10 protein-coding genes and 1 pseudogene are annotated in these 16951 nt (G+C 73.4%); 9 read left to right on the plus strand and 2 right to left on the minus strand.

The genetic code is table 11. The features are described from left to right. Nucleotides 1–417: 417 nt before the first annotated feature. The 6 genes from I6A81_RS20190 to I6A81_RS46245 all read left to right on the plus strand — a co-directional run bounded on the left by I6A81_RS20190 (nt 418) and on the right by I6A81_RS46245 (nt 8590). Nucleotides 418–1167: an enoyl-CoA hydratase-related protein gene (locus I6A81_RS20190; RefSeq protein WP_203005647.1), complete on the plus strand. Its 750-nt coding sequence runs from the start codon at nt 418–420 to the stop codon at nt 1165–1167. A 358-nt stretch (nt 1168–1525) separates the two neighbouring features. Next, on the plus strand, nt 1526–2215 hold the full coding sequence (locus I6A81_RS20195) for a TetR family transcriptional regulator (RefSeq protein WP_203005648.1): 690 nt from the start codon (nt 1526–1528) through the stop codon (nt 2213–2215). A gap of 106 nt (nt 2216–2321) precedes the next feature. Beyond that, entirely contained in the window at nt 2322–2651 is a 330-nt protein-coding gene (locus tag I6A81_RS20200; protein ID WP_238430121.1) for a DUF6343 family protein, read from the plus strand. Nucleotides 2652–2892: 241 nt separating this feature from the next. After that, a complete protein-coding gene (locus I6A81_RS20205; RefSeq protein WP_203005649.1) occupies nt 2893–4716 on the plus strand; it encodes a cholesterol oxidase substrate-binding domain-containing protein in 1824 nt (607 codons plus the stop codon). A 215-nt stretch (nt 4717–4931) separates the two neighbouring features. Further along, nucleotides 4932–6191 carry a DUF445 domain-containing protein gene (locus I6A81_RS20210; protein ID WP_203005650.1) on the plus strand — a complete coding sequence of 420 codons (1260 nt, stop codon included), beginning with the start codon at nt 4932–4934 and terminating at the stop codon, nt 6189–6191. Between the two features lie 482 nt (nt 6192–6673). After that, nucleotides 6674–8590, plus strand: a complete 1917-nt coding sequence (locus I6A81_RS46245; protein ID WP_407661340.1) for a DEAD/DEAH box helicase — start codon at nt 6674–6676, stop codon at nt 8588–8590. On the opposite strand, the pseudogene I6A81_RS20220 reads toward I6A81_RS46245, so the two are convergent. Next, nucleotides 8511–9140, minus strand: a pseudogene (locus tag I6A81_RS20220) (serine/threonine-protein kinase); the annotation flags it as partial. The gene I6A81_RS46245 and the pseudogene I6A81_RS20220 overlap by 80 nt on opposite strands. A 257-nt stretch (nt 9141–9397) precedes the next feature. Between I6A81_RS20220 and I6A81_RS20225 the strand changes: the two are divergent. The 3 genes from I6A81_RS20225 (at nt 9398) to I6A81_RS20235 (ending at nt 13444) form a co-directional block, all read left to right on the plus strand. Next, nucleotides 9398–12214, plus strand: a complete 2817-nt coding sequence (locus I6A81_RS20225; protein ID WP_203005652.1) for a helix-turn-helix transcriptional regulator — start codon at nt 9398–9400, stop codon at nt 12212–12214. 112 nt (nt 12215–12326) lie between these two features. Then, nucleotides 12327–12647, plus strand: a complete 321-nt coding sequence (locus tag I6A81_RS20230) for a hypothetical protein (protein ID WP_203005653.1) — start codon at nt 12327–12329, stop codon at nt 12645–12647. Nucleotides 12648–12658: 11 nt separating this feature from the next. Further along, entirely contained in the window at nt 12659–13444 is a 786-nt protein-coding gene (locus tag I6A81_RS20235) for a hypothetical protein (RefSeq protein ID WP_203010267.1), read from the plus strand. Here I6A81_RS20235 and dnaE read toward each other — a convergent pair. Then, nucleotides 13372–16893, minus strand: a complete 3522-nt coding sequence (gene dnaE / locus I6A81_RS20240) for a DNA polymerase III subunit alpha (RefSeq protein WP_203005655.1) — start codon at nt 16891–16893, stop codon at nt 13372–13374. The two genes, I6A81_RS20235 and dnaE, sit on opposite strands and share 73 nt — an antisense overlap. Nucleotides 16894–16951 lie beyond the last annotated feature (58 nt).

Here is a 16951-nt window from a genome sequence, read left to right on the forward strand (position 1 = left end):
CTTCCGGGGGCGTTTCGCGGCCGGGCGCCGGCACGCTCGCCGTCGGGCGCTGGGCGCCCGACAGGACCGGTACCGGGTAGCCCTGAACGTCCGGTTCCGGTCCTGGGTTGGGTTCCTGGCTGGGTTTCGTGGTTCGCTCCAGCTTCCGGGGGCGTTTCGCGGCCGGGCGCCGGCACGCTCGCCGTCGGGCGCTGGGCGCCCGACAGGACCGGTACCGGGTAGCCCCGAACGTTCGGTCCCGGTCCTGGGTCGGTTCCTGGCTCGGTTTCGTGGTTCGCGCGGGGCCGGCGCGGCCGGGGTGGTGCCAGTTACCCGAGGACGCTGGGCCGGCCGCGCCGTGTCGGAACCCTGCTCGGCGCCTGTCGTGTGGTTCACGGGCGGGGGCACGCCGCCGCGAGGATTGGTAGGAAGACGGCCATGACCGATCACGTGCAGACCGAGACCGTGGGCGGCGTGCTGACCGTCCGGATCAACCGGCCGGACAAGCGCAACGCGATCACGCAGGACATGTACCAGGCGCTCGGGGACGCCCTGGTGGGCGCGGAGGCCGACGAGTCGGTCCGGGTGGTCGTCTTCACCGGCAGCGGTGGGGCCTTCACCGCCGGCAACGAGCTGGCCGACATCGCCGAGCGTGACGTGCTGGAGCCGTCCGGGCCGACAGCCCGCTTCATCCGGGCGCTGATCGACACGTCGAAGGTGCTCGTCGCCGAGGTCGACGGCGCGGCGATCGGCATCGGCACCACCATGCTGCTGCACTGCGACCTCGTGTACGCGACGGCCCGGTCGAAGTTCGGGATGCCGTTCGTGAATTTGGGCGTGGTCCCGGAGGCGGCGTCGTCCGTGCTGCTGCCGCGGATCGCCGGACCGGGGCGGGCGGCGCGGCTGCTGCTGTTCGGGGACGTGTTCAGCGCGGCGGAGGCAGCTGAGGCGGGGATCGTCACCGAGGTCGTGGCCGACGCCGAGACGCTGCGGGCCAAGGTCGCCGACCGGGTCGAGGCACTGCTGGCCCGCCCGGCGGGCGCGCTCGCGGCGGTCCGCCAGCTGCTGCACCCCCGGGCGCTGGTCGCCGAGCTGCACACGGCGGCGGCCCTGGAGGGCGAGGTCTTCACGGCCGCGTCGAAGACCCCGGAGGCCCAGGCCGCCATCGCCAGGCTCACGAAGCGCTGACCCTCTGGCCCCAGCCCTGGTCCGACCCGCCCCCCGGACCAGGGCCAGGCCGAGCAGGCGTCGGCCACGACCGTGCGGTGGCCTTCCCCTACGGGCCGGGGCACCGGTAGCACATCTCGATGGGCGGCCGCGTGGCGGTCGGCCATCGAGGTGCCGGCCAGCCCGGGCTCGCGGGAGTCGAAACGCGGCGCAAGACGGCGACGCGGGCGGATTCTGACAGACCGTCAGCTAACCGGCGAACCCCCGGAGCCGAGATCCCGCCCGGCCCGGGGGTGGCGTGATCCACGGCGCGCCGCGCGGTCTCGGTCAGACTGGAAAGAGCGCCCGGGGACGCGGCGCGGGCGGCGGGAGGGTTGGCATGGTCGAACGTCGGGTGGGGCGTCCGCCGCGGATCGACCGGGCCACGATCGCCCGGGCCGCCGGTGAGATCGGTATCGACCAGGTCAGCCTGCGCTCGGTGGCCGAGCGGCTCGGCGTGAGCGTGCCCGGTCTGTACCACTACGTGCGAGGCCGCGACGACCTGTTGCGACTGGCCGCCGAGCAGTCCGCGGCCAGGATCGAGCTGCCGACGGACCGGGGCCAGCACTGGGCGGCGTGGCTGCTGGAGTGGGCCGACGTCATCCGCCGCGCGCTCGTCGAGTCGCCGGCGCTGCTGGCCCAGTTCATGAACGGCGGCTTCGGGCTGGACCGGATGGTCGAGACCCTGGAGGTCGTGATCGCGGTGCTGGTCCGGCACGGGTTCGACCGGCGTGAGGCCTACGAGGCCTACCTGGTGGTGACGCACTGCGCGATGGGCGCCGCGGTCACCGAGATCCGCCGCCGCGAGACCGACGAGCCCAACAACCCGATCGCGCTGGAGTACCAGCGGGTTCTCGCCCAACGCGACGCGCGGGAGCTGCCCCACCTGCGCGCGATGCTGGCCGCCGGCCCGCCACCCGACCCGGCGCCCGCCGACCAGCTGACCACCGTGCTCGCCGGCATCGCGGCCCGCCGCGGCGACGACTGGCGCGAGGTCGTCGACCGGCTGCGCGACCACCCCGCCGGCTGACCGCCGGCGCGAGAAGCACGCGGGCCAGCGGGCGGCGGAGGCCGCGAGGTGGCGGTCCCACGGTTCGCCGCGGGACGGCCGGGGCACAACGGACGACGTGACTCGGATGCTTCCTCCCCAACGTAAGCCGGAGACGCGGCGTCGTCCGGTGGGCCGGTTCGCCGCGGTCACCGGGGCGTCACCGGCCCGGAGCGCGACGCGGCTGCGGGTCGCGCTCGCGCTGTTCGCCGTGGTGTTCTGCGGCGTCGTCGCCGGGCTGTTCGCCTCGGCCGGCTGGACGCTGCCCGCCGCGCTGCTCTGCCTCGTCGGGGCCACCGCCGTCGTGGACCTGGCCGTGATCGGCGTTCGGAGCCGCCGCGGCCGACGGCGCGCCCGGCCATCGGCGGCGCCGGGCGGCGCGCCCGGGCACCGCGGCAACCGTAGCCACCTGAGGTGACCACCGGCCTCTGTTCTGACGACGCGTAAGGACGCTGTCAGCGGCGGCCGTCGCCGCCCGCGCCGGCTTCCCTTCCTGGGAACGCCGCCACCAGCGGGTTTGGTGCGCCCCGCAACAACCCGTTGACCTTGCTCCATCCGCCCTCTTACTGTCGTGCTCCCACGATCTGATGACCCGTCAGAAATCCCGAGCCTCGGGTACTGCGGGTACGGATCTCGCACCGGCACACAGGGAGACCGCGATGGGACGACGGGACGACATCGGCGGCGCGGATTCGGGCGGGGAGGCGGACGGCGGCGGGCCAGCCGGCTTACCCGCGGACGAGACGGCCGGCAGAGGCGGCACCCGACGGACGGTCCTGGCGGGCGCGGTCGGCGCGGCGGCGGTCACCGCCGCCGGCTGGACGCCCGTGCTCACGGCCACGGCGGCCTACGCGGACCCACCGGCGCCGCCGAACTTCCCGGCGGGGATCTCCCTCTACCGGCAGACGTTCGAGAACTGGTCCCGCGAGATCGAGGTCACGGGCATCTGGACGGCCGCGCCCAGCACTCCGGCGGACGTGGTGACGCTGGCGAACTGGGCGCGGGCCAACAACTACAAGCTGCGCCCGCGCGGGTTCGGGCACAACTGGTCGCCGCTGACCGTCCCGGCGGGCTCGACCGGCAACAACGTCCTGCTGGTCGACACGACGGTGAACCTGAAGTCGGTGACGATCAACGGCCCCTCCGGGTCGACGCCAGCCACCGTGCGGGCGCAGACCGGCGTGTCGATGGAGAGCCTGCTCACCCAGCTACAGTCGGCCGGCTACGGCCTGGCCCACACCCCCGCGCCCGGCGACCTCAGCGTCGGCGGTGTGCTCGCGATCGCCGCGCACGGCAGCGCGATCCCGGCCGACGGGGAGACCCGGGTGCCCGGCACCTCGTACGGGTCGCTGTCCAACCTGATCACCTCGCTGACCGCCGTCGTCTGGAACTCCGCGACCAGCCAGTACGCGCTGCGCACGTTCAACCGGTCCGAGGCGGCGTCGAAGGCGTTCGCCGCGCACCTCGGCCGGGCGTTCATCACCGAGGTGACGCTGCAGGTCGGCGCGAACCAGCGGCTGCGCTGCCAGAGCTGGTTCGACATCCCGTGGACGACGCTGTTCGCGGCGCCCGCCTCGGCCGGGTCCCGCTCGTTCGGCCGGTACGCGACCACCTCGGGCCGGGTCGAGGCGATCTGGTTCCCGTTCACCGACAACCCCTGGCTGAAGGTCTGGTCCCGCAGCCCGAACAAGCCGTTCCTGTCCCGCCAGGTTTCCAGCCCCTACAACTACTCGTTCTCGGACAGCCTCCCGGCGTCGATCACCGACCTCGTCGCCGACCTGTCCTCCGGCCACCCCGAGCTCGCGCCGACGCTGGGAGGCACGCAGATCGCGGTCGTCGGCGCCGGGCTGATCACCACGTCGACCTGGGACATCTGGGGCTGGTCGAAGGACCTGCTGCTCTACGTCCGGCCGACGACGCTGCGGGTCACCGCGAACGGCTACGCGATCCTCACCACCCGGGCCAACATCCAGCGGGTCGTGAACGAGTTCTGCACCTACTACAACAACAAGCTGAACACGTACCGGAACAACGGCCAGTACCCGATGAACGGCCCGGTGGAGATCCGGGTCACCGGGCTGGACGCGGCCGGCGACGTCGGGGTGGCCTCGGCCGGCTCACCCCAGCTGTCCGCCGTGCGGCCCCGGCCCGACCACCCGGAGTGGGACGTCGCCGTCTGGCTCGACATCCTGACCGTGCCGGGCACTCCGCACGCGAACCAGTTCTACGCCGAGGTCGAGGCGTGGATCTTCTCGAACTACTCGGGCAGCTACGCCTCCGCCCGGGTCGAGTGGTCCAAGGGCTGGGGCTACACGAGCGCCGCCGCGTGGGCGAACCCCACGGCGATCGGCACGACCGTGCCGAACTCGCTGCGCGCCGGCCAGCCCGGTGGGGACACCTTCGACACGGCGGTGGCGACGCTCAACAGCTTCGACCCACACCGGATCTTCTCCAGCCCGCTGCTCGACGCGCTCGCCCCTTAAGGCGGTACCGGGGCACCATCCGGCGCCCGGCTCGGCGATCATCGCCGGGTCGGGCGCCAGGCGGTGATCACGAGCCAGGGCCGACGACCACGGCCCACCCCCTTCGGGCCGTAAGGTGACCCCACAGCGACCACACCGCTGATCGGTCACCAGGAGGCACGGCATGGCGCTCCCCCGCGCCCGCGATGGCCGTTGACGGGGGAAGGCGGAAGGCGATGAACGGCGGGCCGGGCGAACCGGAGGAGGAGGCGCTGCGGTCCGGGTTGCGCCGGATGCGCGTGGTCGCCACCTGTCTGCTGCTGCTCGCCATCGCCACCTATGTGGCGACCTCGCTGTGGCACGACGCGCCCGGATGGGTCGGGTACGTACGGGCCGCGGCCGAGGCGGGAACGGTCGGCGCGCTCGCCGACTGGTTCGCGGTGACCGCGCTGTTCCGCCACCCGTTGGGCATCCCGATCCCGCATACCGCGATCATCCGCAAGCGCAAGGACGACCTCGGCCGCGGCCTGCAGTCGTTCGTCGCCACCCACTTCCTCACCGAGGCGATCGTCCGCGACAAGGTCAACCAGATCGAGGTCGCGAACCGGGTGGGCGCCTGGCTGTGCCAGCCGGTACACGCCGACCGGGTCAGTTCCGAGATCGCCGGCCGGATCGCCTCGACCCTGCGCAAGGCGAACGACGAGCTGGTCGTCGAGCTGGTCGAGCGGTCGGTGGTGCCCCGCCTGGTGGACGTGCCGCTGGCGCCGGTGCTCGGCGTCCTGCTCGAACGGGCGATCGAGGACGGCCTGCAGCACCGCGCCGTGGACGTGCTGCTCGAGCAGGCCGAGGGCTGGCTGATCGAGCACCCGGACGCGGTGCACCTGGCCGTGCTGGACCGCGCCCCGGGCTTCGCCCCGAAGTGGCTCAACGAGGCGGTCGCGGCCAAGGTCTACAGCGAGGCGCTGAAGCTCGTCGGAGCGCTGCGCGCGGACCGCGGCCACAGGATGCGCCAGAGCCTCGACGGCTTCCTCGTCGACCTCGCCGGCAAGCTGAAGACCGACCAGGACCTGCGCGCCAAGGTCGAGGAGCTCAAGGCGCGGGCGCTGGCCTCGCCGGTGGCGGCCGACGCGATCGGTCGGATGTGGGCGACCGCGAAGGGCCTTCTGCTCGACCTGTCCACCGACGAGCTGGGCGTGGCCCGGCGCGCGGCGAGCACGCACCTGGCCACCCTCGGCTTCAAGCTCACGAGCGACCCCGAACTGGCGGCTTCGGTGAACCGGACGGCCGCGGACCTGGCGACCCGGGCCGTCGGCCGGTACAAGGGCGACATCGCGGCCATCATCGGTGACACGGTCGCCCGCTGGGAGCCGGCTGAGGCGTCCCGGCGGATCGAGCTGCACGTAGGCCGTGACCTGCAGTTCATCCGGATCAACGGCACCGTCGTCGGCGCTCTCGCCGGCACGCTGATCCACCTCGTCACCGAGGTCGTGCTGTAGCCTTCGGACCGCTTTCCGTGTCCCGAGACGCCCGTGACTCCGTGGCGCGACCGCGCCGCCGGCCCGCCCGGGCACGCACGGCATGGGGCCGCCGGCGTGCCCGGCGCGGGGCCCGTAGGCCAGGCCAGCAAGGGCACCGGGGTTGTCCAGCACACATCCACGTCCGTCAAGGCCGGTCCGGCATGTACGGTGAGAACCCTGACGGCTGTTCCTGCCGTCACACGCCTACGCCTCCCGCGAGCCTCGGGGGTCGGCGGGGCGTGAGGTCGGCGCGAAGAAGCGCGTGCCGGTCCACCTGGCTCACCGAGGGGTACTCCCGGATTCGCCCGCGAATCCAGGAGGAATGCCATCGGTCAGTTCGTGACATCGGTGGGCGGTGGCGTCAGCCGGGGACGGTCCCCGGGCAGCTCTCGCGAAGCCGGCCCCGCATACCGGCCGCCGGCTCGTGTTCGCGCATGCGCGCGGTGGCCCCGACCTGATCGGTGGCTCCACTGTCTCACCCCAGCAACTCCGCGACACACCCCACCAGCGCCACGCCAGGCCCGTCGCAGACGGGTGGCCGGCCGGCGCGTCCCGCGCGCGGGCGCGCCCGCTCGGGCGGCCATTCCGGCCACGGCGGGTCCGGTGGATCAGGCGGGCACCGTGGCGGCCCGCGCCGCGGCAGCAGCTTCCCGCGACGCCCGGCGCGCCCGCCGCTGCCCACCCGTGAACCCCGGCCGCCGGCCGAGTCGTTCGAGGCGGCGGGCCTGCCGCCCAAGCTGGTCCGGGCGCTGGCCGAGCGCGGCATCACCGCGCCGTTCCCGGTGCAGGCCGCCGCTCTGCCCGACGTGCTCGCCGGGGAGAACGTGCTCGGCCGGGCGCGCACCGGCTCGGGCAAGACCCTCGGTTTCGGGCTGCCGATGCTGGCCCGGCTCGCCGGGCGCGGCCAGGCGACTCCGCTGCGCCCACGCGGGCTGATCCTCGTCCCGACGCGGGAGCTCGCCCAGCAGGTCAGCGACGCGCTCGACCCGCTGTCACGGTCGCTCGGCCTGTGGCTGCGGCCGGTCTACGGCGGCACCTCGATCTCCCGGCAGATCTCGGTCATGCGCCGCGGCGTGCACATCGTCGTCGCGACCCCCGGGCGGCTGATCGACCTGATGGAGCGGGGCGCCTGCCAGCTCGACGACGTCGAGACGATCGTGCTCGACGAGGCCGACTACATGTGCGACCTCGGCTTCCTGCCGGCGGTGCGCACCATCCTCGACGCCACGTCGCCCACCGGCCAGCGGCTGATGTTCAGCGCGACCCTGGACCGGGAGGTCGAGGTGCTCGTCCGCGAGTACCTGCCCGAGCCGGTGCTGGTCGCCGTCGACTCCGAGGTCAGCCAGGTCGCGACGCTGCGTCGGCACGCCCTGGAGGCGGCCGACAAGTTCCGGCAGCTGGAGGTCGTCACGGCGCTGGCCGGTGGGGCCGGCCGCACCCTGGTGTTCGTGCGCACCCAGCGCGACGCCGACCACGTCGCCGCCGACCTGCGGCGGGCCGGCGTGCCGGCCGAGCCGCTGCACGGAGGCCTGCCGCAGGGGGCACGGACCCGGGCTCTCGCCGGCTTCGCGGACGGCACCCGCCGGGTGCTGGTCGCCACCGACGTCGCCGCCCGCGGCATCCACGTCGACGACGTCCGCCTCGTCGTGCATCTGGGCCCGCCGGAGGACGCCAAGACCTACCAGCACCGCGGCGGGCGCACCGCCCGGGCCGGCGCCGACGGCGCCGACGTGCTGGTCACGCTGGCCGCCGACCGCGGCAAGGTCCGCGCGATGCTGCGTACCGCCGGCGTCGAGGCCACGATCACCTCGGTCACCCCAAGTGACCCGCTGGTCGCCGAGATCGCCGGGCCGCCGGCGCCCCCGGTCGAGCCCGGGTCGCTGCCGGCGCCCCGCCCGCAGAGCGAGCCGCGCCGCGCCGGCCCCCGCTTCGGTGGTTCCGGCCACGGCGAGGCGCGTCAGGGCGGCGAGCGGGCCGGTCGCGGCGGCGGCTTCGGCCACCGCGGCGCGGCCGGCGGCCGGATGTCCCGGGACGGTCGTGGCGCCCCCCGCCGCGGCCCGCGGCTGGACCGCCCGCACCACGACGACCGTCTGGACGGGGACCCGACCACCACGGTGGCAGGTCACCCGTCACGGCCACGCCGTCACCGTCGCTCCGGCCGCCGGTTATCGCTGGTTCCGATCCTTCGCTTTCCTAACAGACAGCCGGGAAGGCAAGGTGAGCACCGAATCCTGTCCGGCCCCAGGCGAAGACATCGGCGGCGGATCCGATCTTCCCGCCACGGGCCTGCTCGGGGGCCATGTAGGCAGGGGTGCCGCGGACGTGCCGGGTCTGGTGCGCGGTGCTGTCGAGCGCGATCGCGATGCCGAAGTCGATGACGCGGGCGCCGTCCGCGGACAGCGGCACGTTGGCGGGCTTGAGGTCGCGGTGGACCGCGCCGGCCTGGTGGATCGCCGTCAGCGCGGTCGCGACGGCGACCGCCAGTCGTTCGAGTCGGGCGGGATCCAGGGGGCCGCGCTCGACGACCTCATCGCGCAGCGTCGGCCCGTCGACGAACTCGGTGACGAGGAACGGCCTGCCGCCGTCGTCGCCGGAGTCGATGACCTCGGCGGTGCAGAAGCGGGCGACGCGTCGGGCGACCTGTGCCTCCCGCTCGAACAGCCGGCGGAACTCGGGATCGGCCGCGAAGTCCGCCCGCACGACCTTGACCGCGACCTGCCGGCCGGTCGGGGACGACCCCAGGTAGACGCTGCCCATGCCACCGCTGCCGAGCAGCCCGGTCAGGCGGTACGGCCCGATGCGGGACGGGTCCGCCGGGGCGAGCGGCAGCGCGCGTCGCGGCGTGCCGGGCGTCGTCGTGCCGGGCGTCGTCGTGCCGGGCGTGATGGCGCCGCCGGAGTCAGGCGCCGCGGTCATGCCACCGTCCATGGCCGTGACCGTTGCCCGGACCCGCCGCCTGCCCGGCGGGCGCACGCACAACCATCCCCCACCAACCCGGAGTGGACGCCAGCAGGAATACCGAAACCGGATGTTCCGGCAGCGACCTTACCGCGTTCCGCGCGGTTGCTCGCGGACCGTCGCCGGCCCGACCCGGCCGCCAGCGATGCGCCCAGGTCGTGGGATTCTGGAAGGCCCGGTCTGGTCTCCCTGGTCGTGGAGGCGGTGACGCCGGGCTCGGCTGGGACATGTCCGGGGGGCGAATGCTGGCGAGCGGCGGCGGCACGGCGGCGCGGGAGGCGTTCGTGGGCCGTCACGAGGCGCTGCGCACGCTGCGGGACGCGTTCGCCACGGCGGACGGCGGCACGCCGGTCACCCTGCTGGTCGAAGGGCCGGCTGGCATCGGCAAGACCTCCCTGGTGGCCAGGTTCATCGCCGAGACGGCCCCGCCGTGCGTGCTGCGCGCCAGCGGCGAGGAGGACGAGACGAGCCTGGCGTTCGGCGTGCTCGACCAGGTCCTCGCCGCCGTGCCCGCTGCCGTGCCCGCCACCGCGGCCGGGCGAGGCCGGGGGCGCGCCGGGGGCGCTGACGTCGACCCGCTGGTCGTCGGCGCCGAGCTCGTCGACCTGATCGGCGAGGCGCAGACCGCGGGTGTCGTCGTCCTGCTCGTCGAGGACCTCCACTGGGCGGACCGGCCGTCGCTGCGCGCCCTGGCCTTCGCGTTGCGCCGGCTGCGCCACGACCGGGTACTGACGGTGCTGACCACGCGCGACGTCGAGAGCCCCCAGCTGACCGACGGGCTGCGCCGGCTGCTGACCGCGCCGGACGCGCCCTGGCTGCGGCTGACGGGACTCGACGCGGACGACGTCCGCGCGTTGCAGACGGCGCTCGGCGGAGAGCCGCTGTCCGGCCGGGCGGCGGACCGGCTGCGGGCGCACGCGGAGGGCAACCCGCTGCACCTGCGCGCCCTGCTCGCGCAGGTGCCCGCGGCGGCGCTCAACGACCTGGGCGCGCCGCTGCCGGCGCCCCGCTCCTACGCCCCGCTCATCGCGGCGCGCCTCGCCCAGGGCGGCACGGACCTGGCGGGGCTCGTCGGCGCGGCCGCGGTGCTCGGCCCGCACTGCCCGCTGCCGCTCGCGGGGGCGCTCGCCGGGCTGGCCGACCCGCTGCCGGCACTGGAGCGGGCCGTCCAGGCGGACCTGCTCGCCGAGCTGCCCGACCACGCGATCGGCTTCCCGCATCCGCTGACCCATGCCGCCGCCTACCAGCAGCTCGGCCCCGCGGCCCGCGCCGCTCTGCACACCAGGGCCGCGGCCCTGGTCGACGACCCGGCCGTCCGGCTGCGCCACCTCGTGCGCGCCGCCAGCGGGCCGGACCCGGCGCTTTCCGCGGAGCTCGCCGCCGCGGGCCGCCGCCAGGCCGGCGCCGGTTCGTGGACCGCCGCCGCCGACCAGCTGTCCGCCGCCGCCCGGCTCGCCGCCCGGCGTGCCGAGCGGGAACGACTCACGCTGGAGGCCACGGAATGCCTGGTCCTGGCCGGCGAGCTCGCCGACCAGGAGGCCATGGTCGACACGCTGCGCGGCTTCGGCGAGAACGGCTGGCGCAGCTATGTGCTCGGCCGGATCGCGCTGACCGCCGGCCGGCACGCCGACGCGGCCGCCCTGCTCGACGACGCCTGGCGACTGGTGGTCGCCGACGGGGCGGCGCCGCCAGCCGACGGCCAGGAACCCACCGTCGGCGCCGGCGGCCAGGAGCTCGACCGCGACCTGGCGGCCCGGATCGCCGGGCAGCTCGCCCAGCTCAACGCGTCGATCATCAACCCGCTGGAGGCCTACCGGTGGGCACGGCTGGCACTGCGGCTCGCCCCGCCGGAGCGCACCCTCGACGACATGCTCCATTTCATGCCGCTCAACAGCCTGGGGCGGCTCGGCCGGGCCGAGGAGGCGCTCGTTCAGGTCGCTGACCTGCCAGGTCCGGCGCAGGCGTCCGTCGTGGACCTCGACCGGCTGCTCGCCCGGGCGGAGCTGCGGCTGACCACCGACGACCTGGCCGGCGCCCGCGCCGACCTCGTCGGCCTGCTGGCCGCCGCCCGCGACCGGTCCGCGACGTTCCGGATCTACGGCACCCAGATGCTCGCGCTGGCCGAGTTCCGCGCCGGCCACTGGGACGACGCCGTCGTCCACGTCGATCTCGCCCTCACCCTCGCGGTGGACACCGACCAGGGAAACCTGGCCAACTACGGGCGCATGCTCGCGACAAGCATGTACGCCGCCCGAGGCGACTGGGCCGCGACCGAGGGGCTGATGCGCGCCGCGGCCGCCGAGGAGTCGGTGGACGCGATCCGCGACGCGTTCGGCGTCGTGTCCATCGCTCATGCGCGTGGCGACGGCACCACGGTCGCCCAGACCCTGATCCCGCTACTCGGCGCCGGAAGCTACCTCGACGATCCGGGCGTCCTGATCTGGATGTACGAGGTCCTCGACGGTCTGAGCGCACTCGGCGACCTCAACCGGGCCAGCGAACTGCTGGTGCCGTTCGAGCAGCTCGCGACCAGACGCCGCCGCCGGCAGGCGATGGCCTGCGCCGCCCGGGCCCGCGCGGCGATCGAGGCGGCCCGCGACAATCGCGCCGGCGCCGAAGCGGCCTACCAGGCCGGGCTCGCCCACCTCGACGGGCTGGACATGCCGTTCGAGGAGGCACTGCTGCGGCTCGGCTACGGCGCGTTGCTACGCCGATCCGGCCGGCGCCGGGCGGCCGCGGAGCAGCTGAGCGCCGCGCACGAGATCCTGGACCGCCTGGGCGCCGCGCCCTACCTGGAACGCTGCGCGCGGGAGCTGGCCGCCTGCGGCCTGCGCCCACACGCCCGGGGCTACGCCGACGCGGACCTGCTCACCCCGCAGGAGCTCGCGGTCGCTCGGCGCGCCGTCAGGCTCAGCAATCGGGAGATCGCCCGCGAGCTGTTCATCAGCGTGAAGACGGTGGAGTTCCACCTGCGCAACGTCTACGCCAAGCTGGCGGTAACCAGCCGAGCCCAGCTGCCCGACCGACTCGGGGCCGAACCCTAGGGCACACCCGGGTCTGGCCGCCCGAATACCAGGGTCGTCACCGGGGCCAGGGCCTGTACGCGCGACATACCTTTTCGGCACCTCACCGACGCCACGCGAGGACCGGGAAGCCATGTCACTCAACGCCGCGCCCACGGGCGCCACGTCATCCGCCGCCGGGCCGCCCGGGGGCGCGCCCACGGGCGGCTCTCCAGCGGACGCGGCGATGGCCGGCGCCGCGCGGGTCGTCGTCGACCTGGTTCGCACCGACGCCGGCGTGCACGGCCAGGTCAGCTGGGCAGGCAACCCCGACCCGCTGCCGTTCGTGAGCTGGCTCGACCTGTTGCGTGTCCTCGAGGCCGTCGAACCGCCGCACTCCCCGGCACCGTCGCTGGCGCCGGTGAGCCCGGTGGCCGCGGTGATTCCCGCCGACCTCCGAGAGGCCACCCGATGACGATCGAGACCGTGGCCGCACCAGCCGCCCGGGAAGAGCCCGCCCGCGCCGCCGCCCGCCGAGCCGAGCCGCCGGCCGCGCGTCACGACCGCCCACGGCCCACGCGGATCCGGCTGCTGGGTCGGCCGGTCATCGAACGCGACGGCCGCCTCGCCGACGCGCCCCGGGGCCGCAAGGCCTGGGCGCTGCTGGGCTACCTGTTGCTGGCCGACCGCCCGCAGCGGCGCAGGCACCTGGCCGACCTGATGTTCGGCGAGGCCGCCGACCCGCTTGGGGCGCTGCGATGGAGCCTCGCCGAGCTGCGCCGGGCGCTCGGCGAGCCCACGCTCTTCCTCGGGGACCCGGTCTGCGCCCGCCTGCCCGCGGCCATGAGCGTCGACCTGCGCGCGATCCTCGACCCGTCCGCCGAACCGCTGGCGCTGCTCGACGCCGACGGCGACCTTCTGCAGGGCATCCACCTGCCCGACAGCCCCGAATACGAGGCCTGGCTGGTCGTCGAGCGCCACCGCCTCGCCGTCCGGCACGAGGAGTTGCTGCGCGCGGCCGCCGAGGCCAGGCTCGCCGCCGGGCTCGCGGGCGACGCGATCCGCTACGCGGCCGGCGCCGCCGCCCGCAACCCGCGGTCGGTCGCCAACCGTGATCTGCTCACCGCTGTCCTGGCCGCGGCGGGCGGCCGCCCGCCGGTCGCGGCCGGGTCGGCGCCGGTCAGACCGGCGCCTCCCTCTCAGGCGACCGCGGAGGCCCCGAGGAGGGCCTTGAGGTCGCCCATGAGGGCTGGCGTGCGACGGACCTTGTAGGCGTCGTCGAGGCGAAGCAGGGTCGTCCGGTGCGGCGACTGCAGGTGAAGGTGGACCTCGGTGGTCCCGGGGTGGGTGGCCAGTACCTCGCGCAGCCGGTCGACCGTGGGAGGGTTCACCCGGGACGTCGGCAGGGTGATCACCACGGGCGGGGACAGCGCCTGCTCGGACAGGTCGGGCACGGTCAGCTCGGAGGCGACGAGGCGCGGGGCGTCCTCCCGCTTGTCGAGCCGGCCCTTGACGATGACGATCGCGTCCTCGGACAGCTGGGTCGCGCACGTCTCGTAGGTGGCGGGGAAGAACATGACCTCCAGGCCGCCTTCGAGGTCCTCGATGGTGGTGAGCGCCCAGACCTTGCCCTGCTTGGTGACCTTGCGCTGCAGGCTGGAGATGATGCCGCCGATGGTGACGACGGCGCCGTCCGGGAAGTCCGCGAGCGCCGGGACCGAGCAGTCCGCCTTCGCCATCAGCACGTGCGCGACCTCCGAGAGCGGGTGGTCGGAGACGTACAGGCCGAGCATGTCGCGCTCGTGCGCGAGCTTGATCGGCTTCTCCCACTCCTTGTCGGAGAACTCCATGGCGCCGAAGGCTGACGTGGACGGGTCGTCCTCGACCTCGCCGAACAGGCTTTCCTGGCCCAGGGCGCTCTGCTTCTTCGCCGCCATCACGGCGTCGACCGCCTGCTCGTGCTTCTCGATCAGCCCGCGGCGGGTGTGGTTGAAGCTGTCGAACGCGCCCGCCTTGATCAGCGACTCGATCGTCCTCTTGTTGCAGACGACGGCCTCGACCTTGTCGAGGAAGTCCGGGAACGAGACCACGTCGCCCTTGGCCCGGCGGGTTCGTATGATCGACTCGACGACGTTCGCGCCGACGTTGCGGATGGCGGCCAGCCCGACGCGGATCTCGCCTTCGCCGTGCGCGGTGTAGTCCGCGTCCGAGATGTTCACGTCCGGCGGCAGCACCTTGATGCCCATCCGGCGGCACTCGTTCAGGTAGATCGCGCTCTTGTCCTTGTCGTCGCGCACCGAGGTGAGGAGCGCGGCCATGTACTCGGCCGGGTAGTTGGCCTTCAGGTAGGCGGTCCAGTAGGAGACCAGCCCGTAGGCGGCGCTGTGCGCCTTGTTAAACGCGTAGTCGGAGAACGGGACGAGGATGTCCCACAGCGTCTTGATCGCCGCGGCGGAGTACCCGTTCTCCTTCATCCCGGCGGAGAAGGGGGCGAACTCCTTGTCGAGGATCTCCTTCTTCTTCTTGCCCATCGCGCGGCGCAGCAGGTCGGCCTGGCCGAGCGAGTACCCGGCGACCTTCTGCGCGATCGCCATGACCTGCTCCTGGTAGACGATCAGGCCGTAGGTCGTGCCGAGGATCTCGTCGAGCGAGTCGCCGAGATCCGGGTGGATCGGAATGATCTCCTGCTGGCCGTTCTTGCGCAGCGCGTAGTTGGTGTGCGAGTTCGCGCCCATCGGGCCCGGGCGGTAGAGCGCGATGACGGCGGAGATGTCCTCGAAGTTGTCCGGGCGCATGAGCCGCAGCAGCGACCGCAGCGGGCCGCCGTCGAGCTGGAACACCCCGAGCGTGTCGCCGCGGGCGAGCAGTTCATAGGTCGTCTTGTCGTCCAGCCCGAGACCCAGCAGGTCGATCTTGATCCCGCGGTTGCGCTCGACGTTGCGGACGGCGTCGTCCATGACCGTCAGGTTGCGCAGCCCGAGGAAGTCCATCTTCAGCAGGCCGAGGTTCTCGCAGGTCGGGTAGTCGAACTGCGTGATGATCGACCCGTCGGCGTCCCTGCGCCACACCGGGATGTGGTCGACGATCGGCTCGGCGGACATGATGACGCCGGCGGCGTGCACGCCGGCCTGCCGAATCAGGCCCTCCAGGCCCTTGGCGGTGTCGATGACCTTGCGGACGTCGGCGTCGGACTCGTAGAGGGCACGGATCTCGCCGGCCTCGCTGAAGCGCGGGTGGTTCGGGTCGAAGATCCCGGGGAGCGGGATGTCCTTGCCCATCACCATCGGCGGCATGGCCTTGGTGATCCGGTCGCCGACCGCGTACGGGTAGCCGAGGACCCGGGCCGAGTCCTTGATGGCGGCCTTTGCCTTGATGGTGCCGTAGGTGACGATCTGGGCGATCCGGTCCTCGCCCCACTTCTCCGTCACGTACCGGATGACGTCCGCGCGCCGGCGGTCGTCGAAGTCGATGTCGATGTCCGGCATCGACACGCGGTCGGGGTTGAGGAACCGCTCGAAGATCAGGCCGTGCGGGAGCGGGTCGAGGTCGGTGATGCCGAGCGCGTAGGCGATCAGCGAGCCGGCGGCGCTGCCGCGGCCGGGGCCGACCGCGATGCCGTTGTTCTTGGCCCACATGATGAAGTCCGCGACGACCAGGAAGTACGACGGGAACCCCATCTGCAGGATGACGCCGATCTCGTACTCGACCTGGGTACGGTGCCGCTCGTCGACGCCGTCCGGGAATCGGCGCTCCATCCCACGCCACACCTCGGCGCGGAAGAACGACTCCTCGGTCTCGCCCTCCGGGATCGGGAAGACCGGCATGAGGTTGTGCTTCGGGAACATCCCCGTGGTGTCCACCCGCTCGGCGATGAGCAGGGTGGTGTCGCAGCCCTCGCGCCAGGCGTCGCTCGTGTCGATCGCGCGCATCTGGTCGGCGCTCTTGAGGAAGTAGCCCGAGCCCTCGAACTGGAACGACGGGTTGGCGACCGTCGACGCGGTCTGCACACACAGCAGCGCGGAGTGCGTCTCCCGCTCCGACTCGTAGGTGTAGTGCGAGTCGTTGGTGACGACGAACTTCATGTTCAGCTTGCGGGCGACGTCGATCAGCCCGTCACGGACCCGGCGCTCGATCTCGATGCCGTGGTCCATGATCTCGCAGAAGTAGTTCTCCGGACCGAAGATCTCCTGGTAGGTCGCGGCGGCCTTGAGCGCCAGCTCGGGCTGACCGAGGCGCAGCCGCGTCTGCACCTCGCCGGACGGGCAGCCGGTCGTCGCCATCAGGCCGGCGGCGTGCTCGGAGATGATGTCCCGGTCCATCCGGGGCCACTTGATGTAGTGGCCCTCGATCGAGGCCCGGGAGTTCAGCCGGAACAGGTTGTGCAGGCCCTCGGCGTTGCGCGCCCACATGGTCATGTGCGTGTAGGAACCGCCACCCGAGACGTCGTCGTCCTTCTGGTGCGGCTCACCCCAGCGGACCCGCTGCTTGAGCAGCCGGGACTCGGGCGCGACGTAGGCCTCGCAACCGATGATCGGCTTCACCCCGGCCGCGGTCGCCTGCTTGTGGAAGTCGTACGCCCCGTACATGTAGCCGTGGTCGGTGATCGCCACGGCGGGCATCTTCTGCCGGCCGACCTCGGCGAACATGTCCTTGAGCCGGGCGGCTCCGTCGAGCATCGAGTACTCGGTGTGGACATGCAGGTGCACGAAGGAGTCGGACACGTCAGGCCTTCCATCCAGGGTCCGAGCCGTGGGCCGAGGCTCGGGCCGAGGTCGGGTA

It is taken from the genome of Frankia nepalensis, assembly GCF_016786325.1.
Classification (GTDB): Bacteria; Actinomycetota; Actinomycetes; order Frankiales; family Frankiaceae; genus Pseudofrankia; species Pseudofrankia nepalensis.

Excerpts from the sequence above, each read along its gene's own strand:
- I6A81_RS20230 (WP_203005653.1), top strand. The coding sequence starts at position 12,327 with ATGTCACTCAACGCCGCGCCCACGGGCGCCACGTCATCCGCCGCCGGG.
- I6A81_RS20200 (WP_238430121.1), top strand. The coding sequence starts at position 2,322 with ATGCTTCCTCCCCAACGTAAGCCGGAGACGCGGCGTCGTCCGGTGGGC.
- I6A81_RS20210 (WP_203005650.1), top strand. The coding sequence starts at position 4,932 with ATGAACGGCGGGCCGGGCGAACCGGAGGAGGAGGCGCTGCGGTCCGGG.
- I6A81_RS20205 (WP_203005649.1), top strand. The coding sequence starts at position 2,893 with ATGGGACGACGGGACGACATCGGCGGCGCGGATTCGGGCGGGGAGGCG.
- I6A81_RS20195 (WP_203005648.1), top strand. The coding sequence starts at position 1,526 with ATGGTCGAACGTCGGGTGGGGCGTCCGCCGCGGATCGACCGGGCCACG.
- I6A81_RS20225 (WP_203005652.1), top strand. The coding sequence starts at position 9,398 with ATGTCCGGGGGGCGAATGCTGGCGAGCGGCGGCGGCACGGCGGCGCGG.
- I6A81_RS20190 (WP_203005647.1), top strand. The coding sequence starts at position 418 with ATGACCGATCACGTGCAGACCGAGACCGTGGGCGGCGTGCTGACCGTC.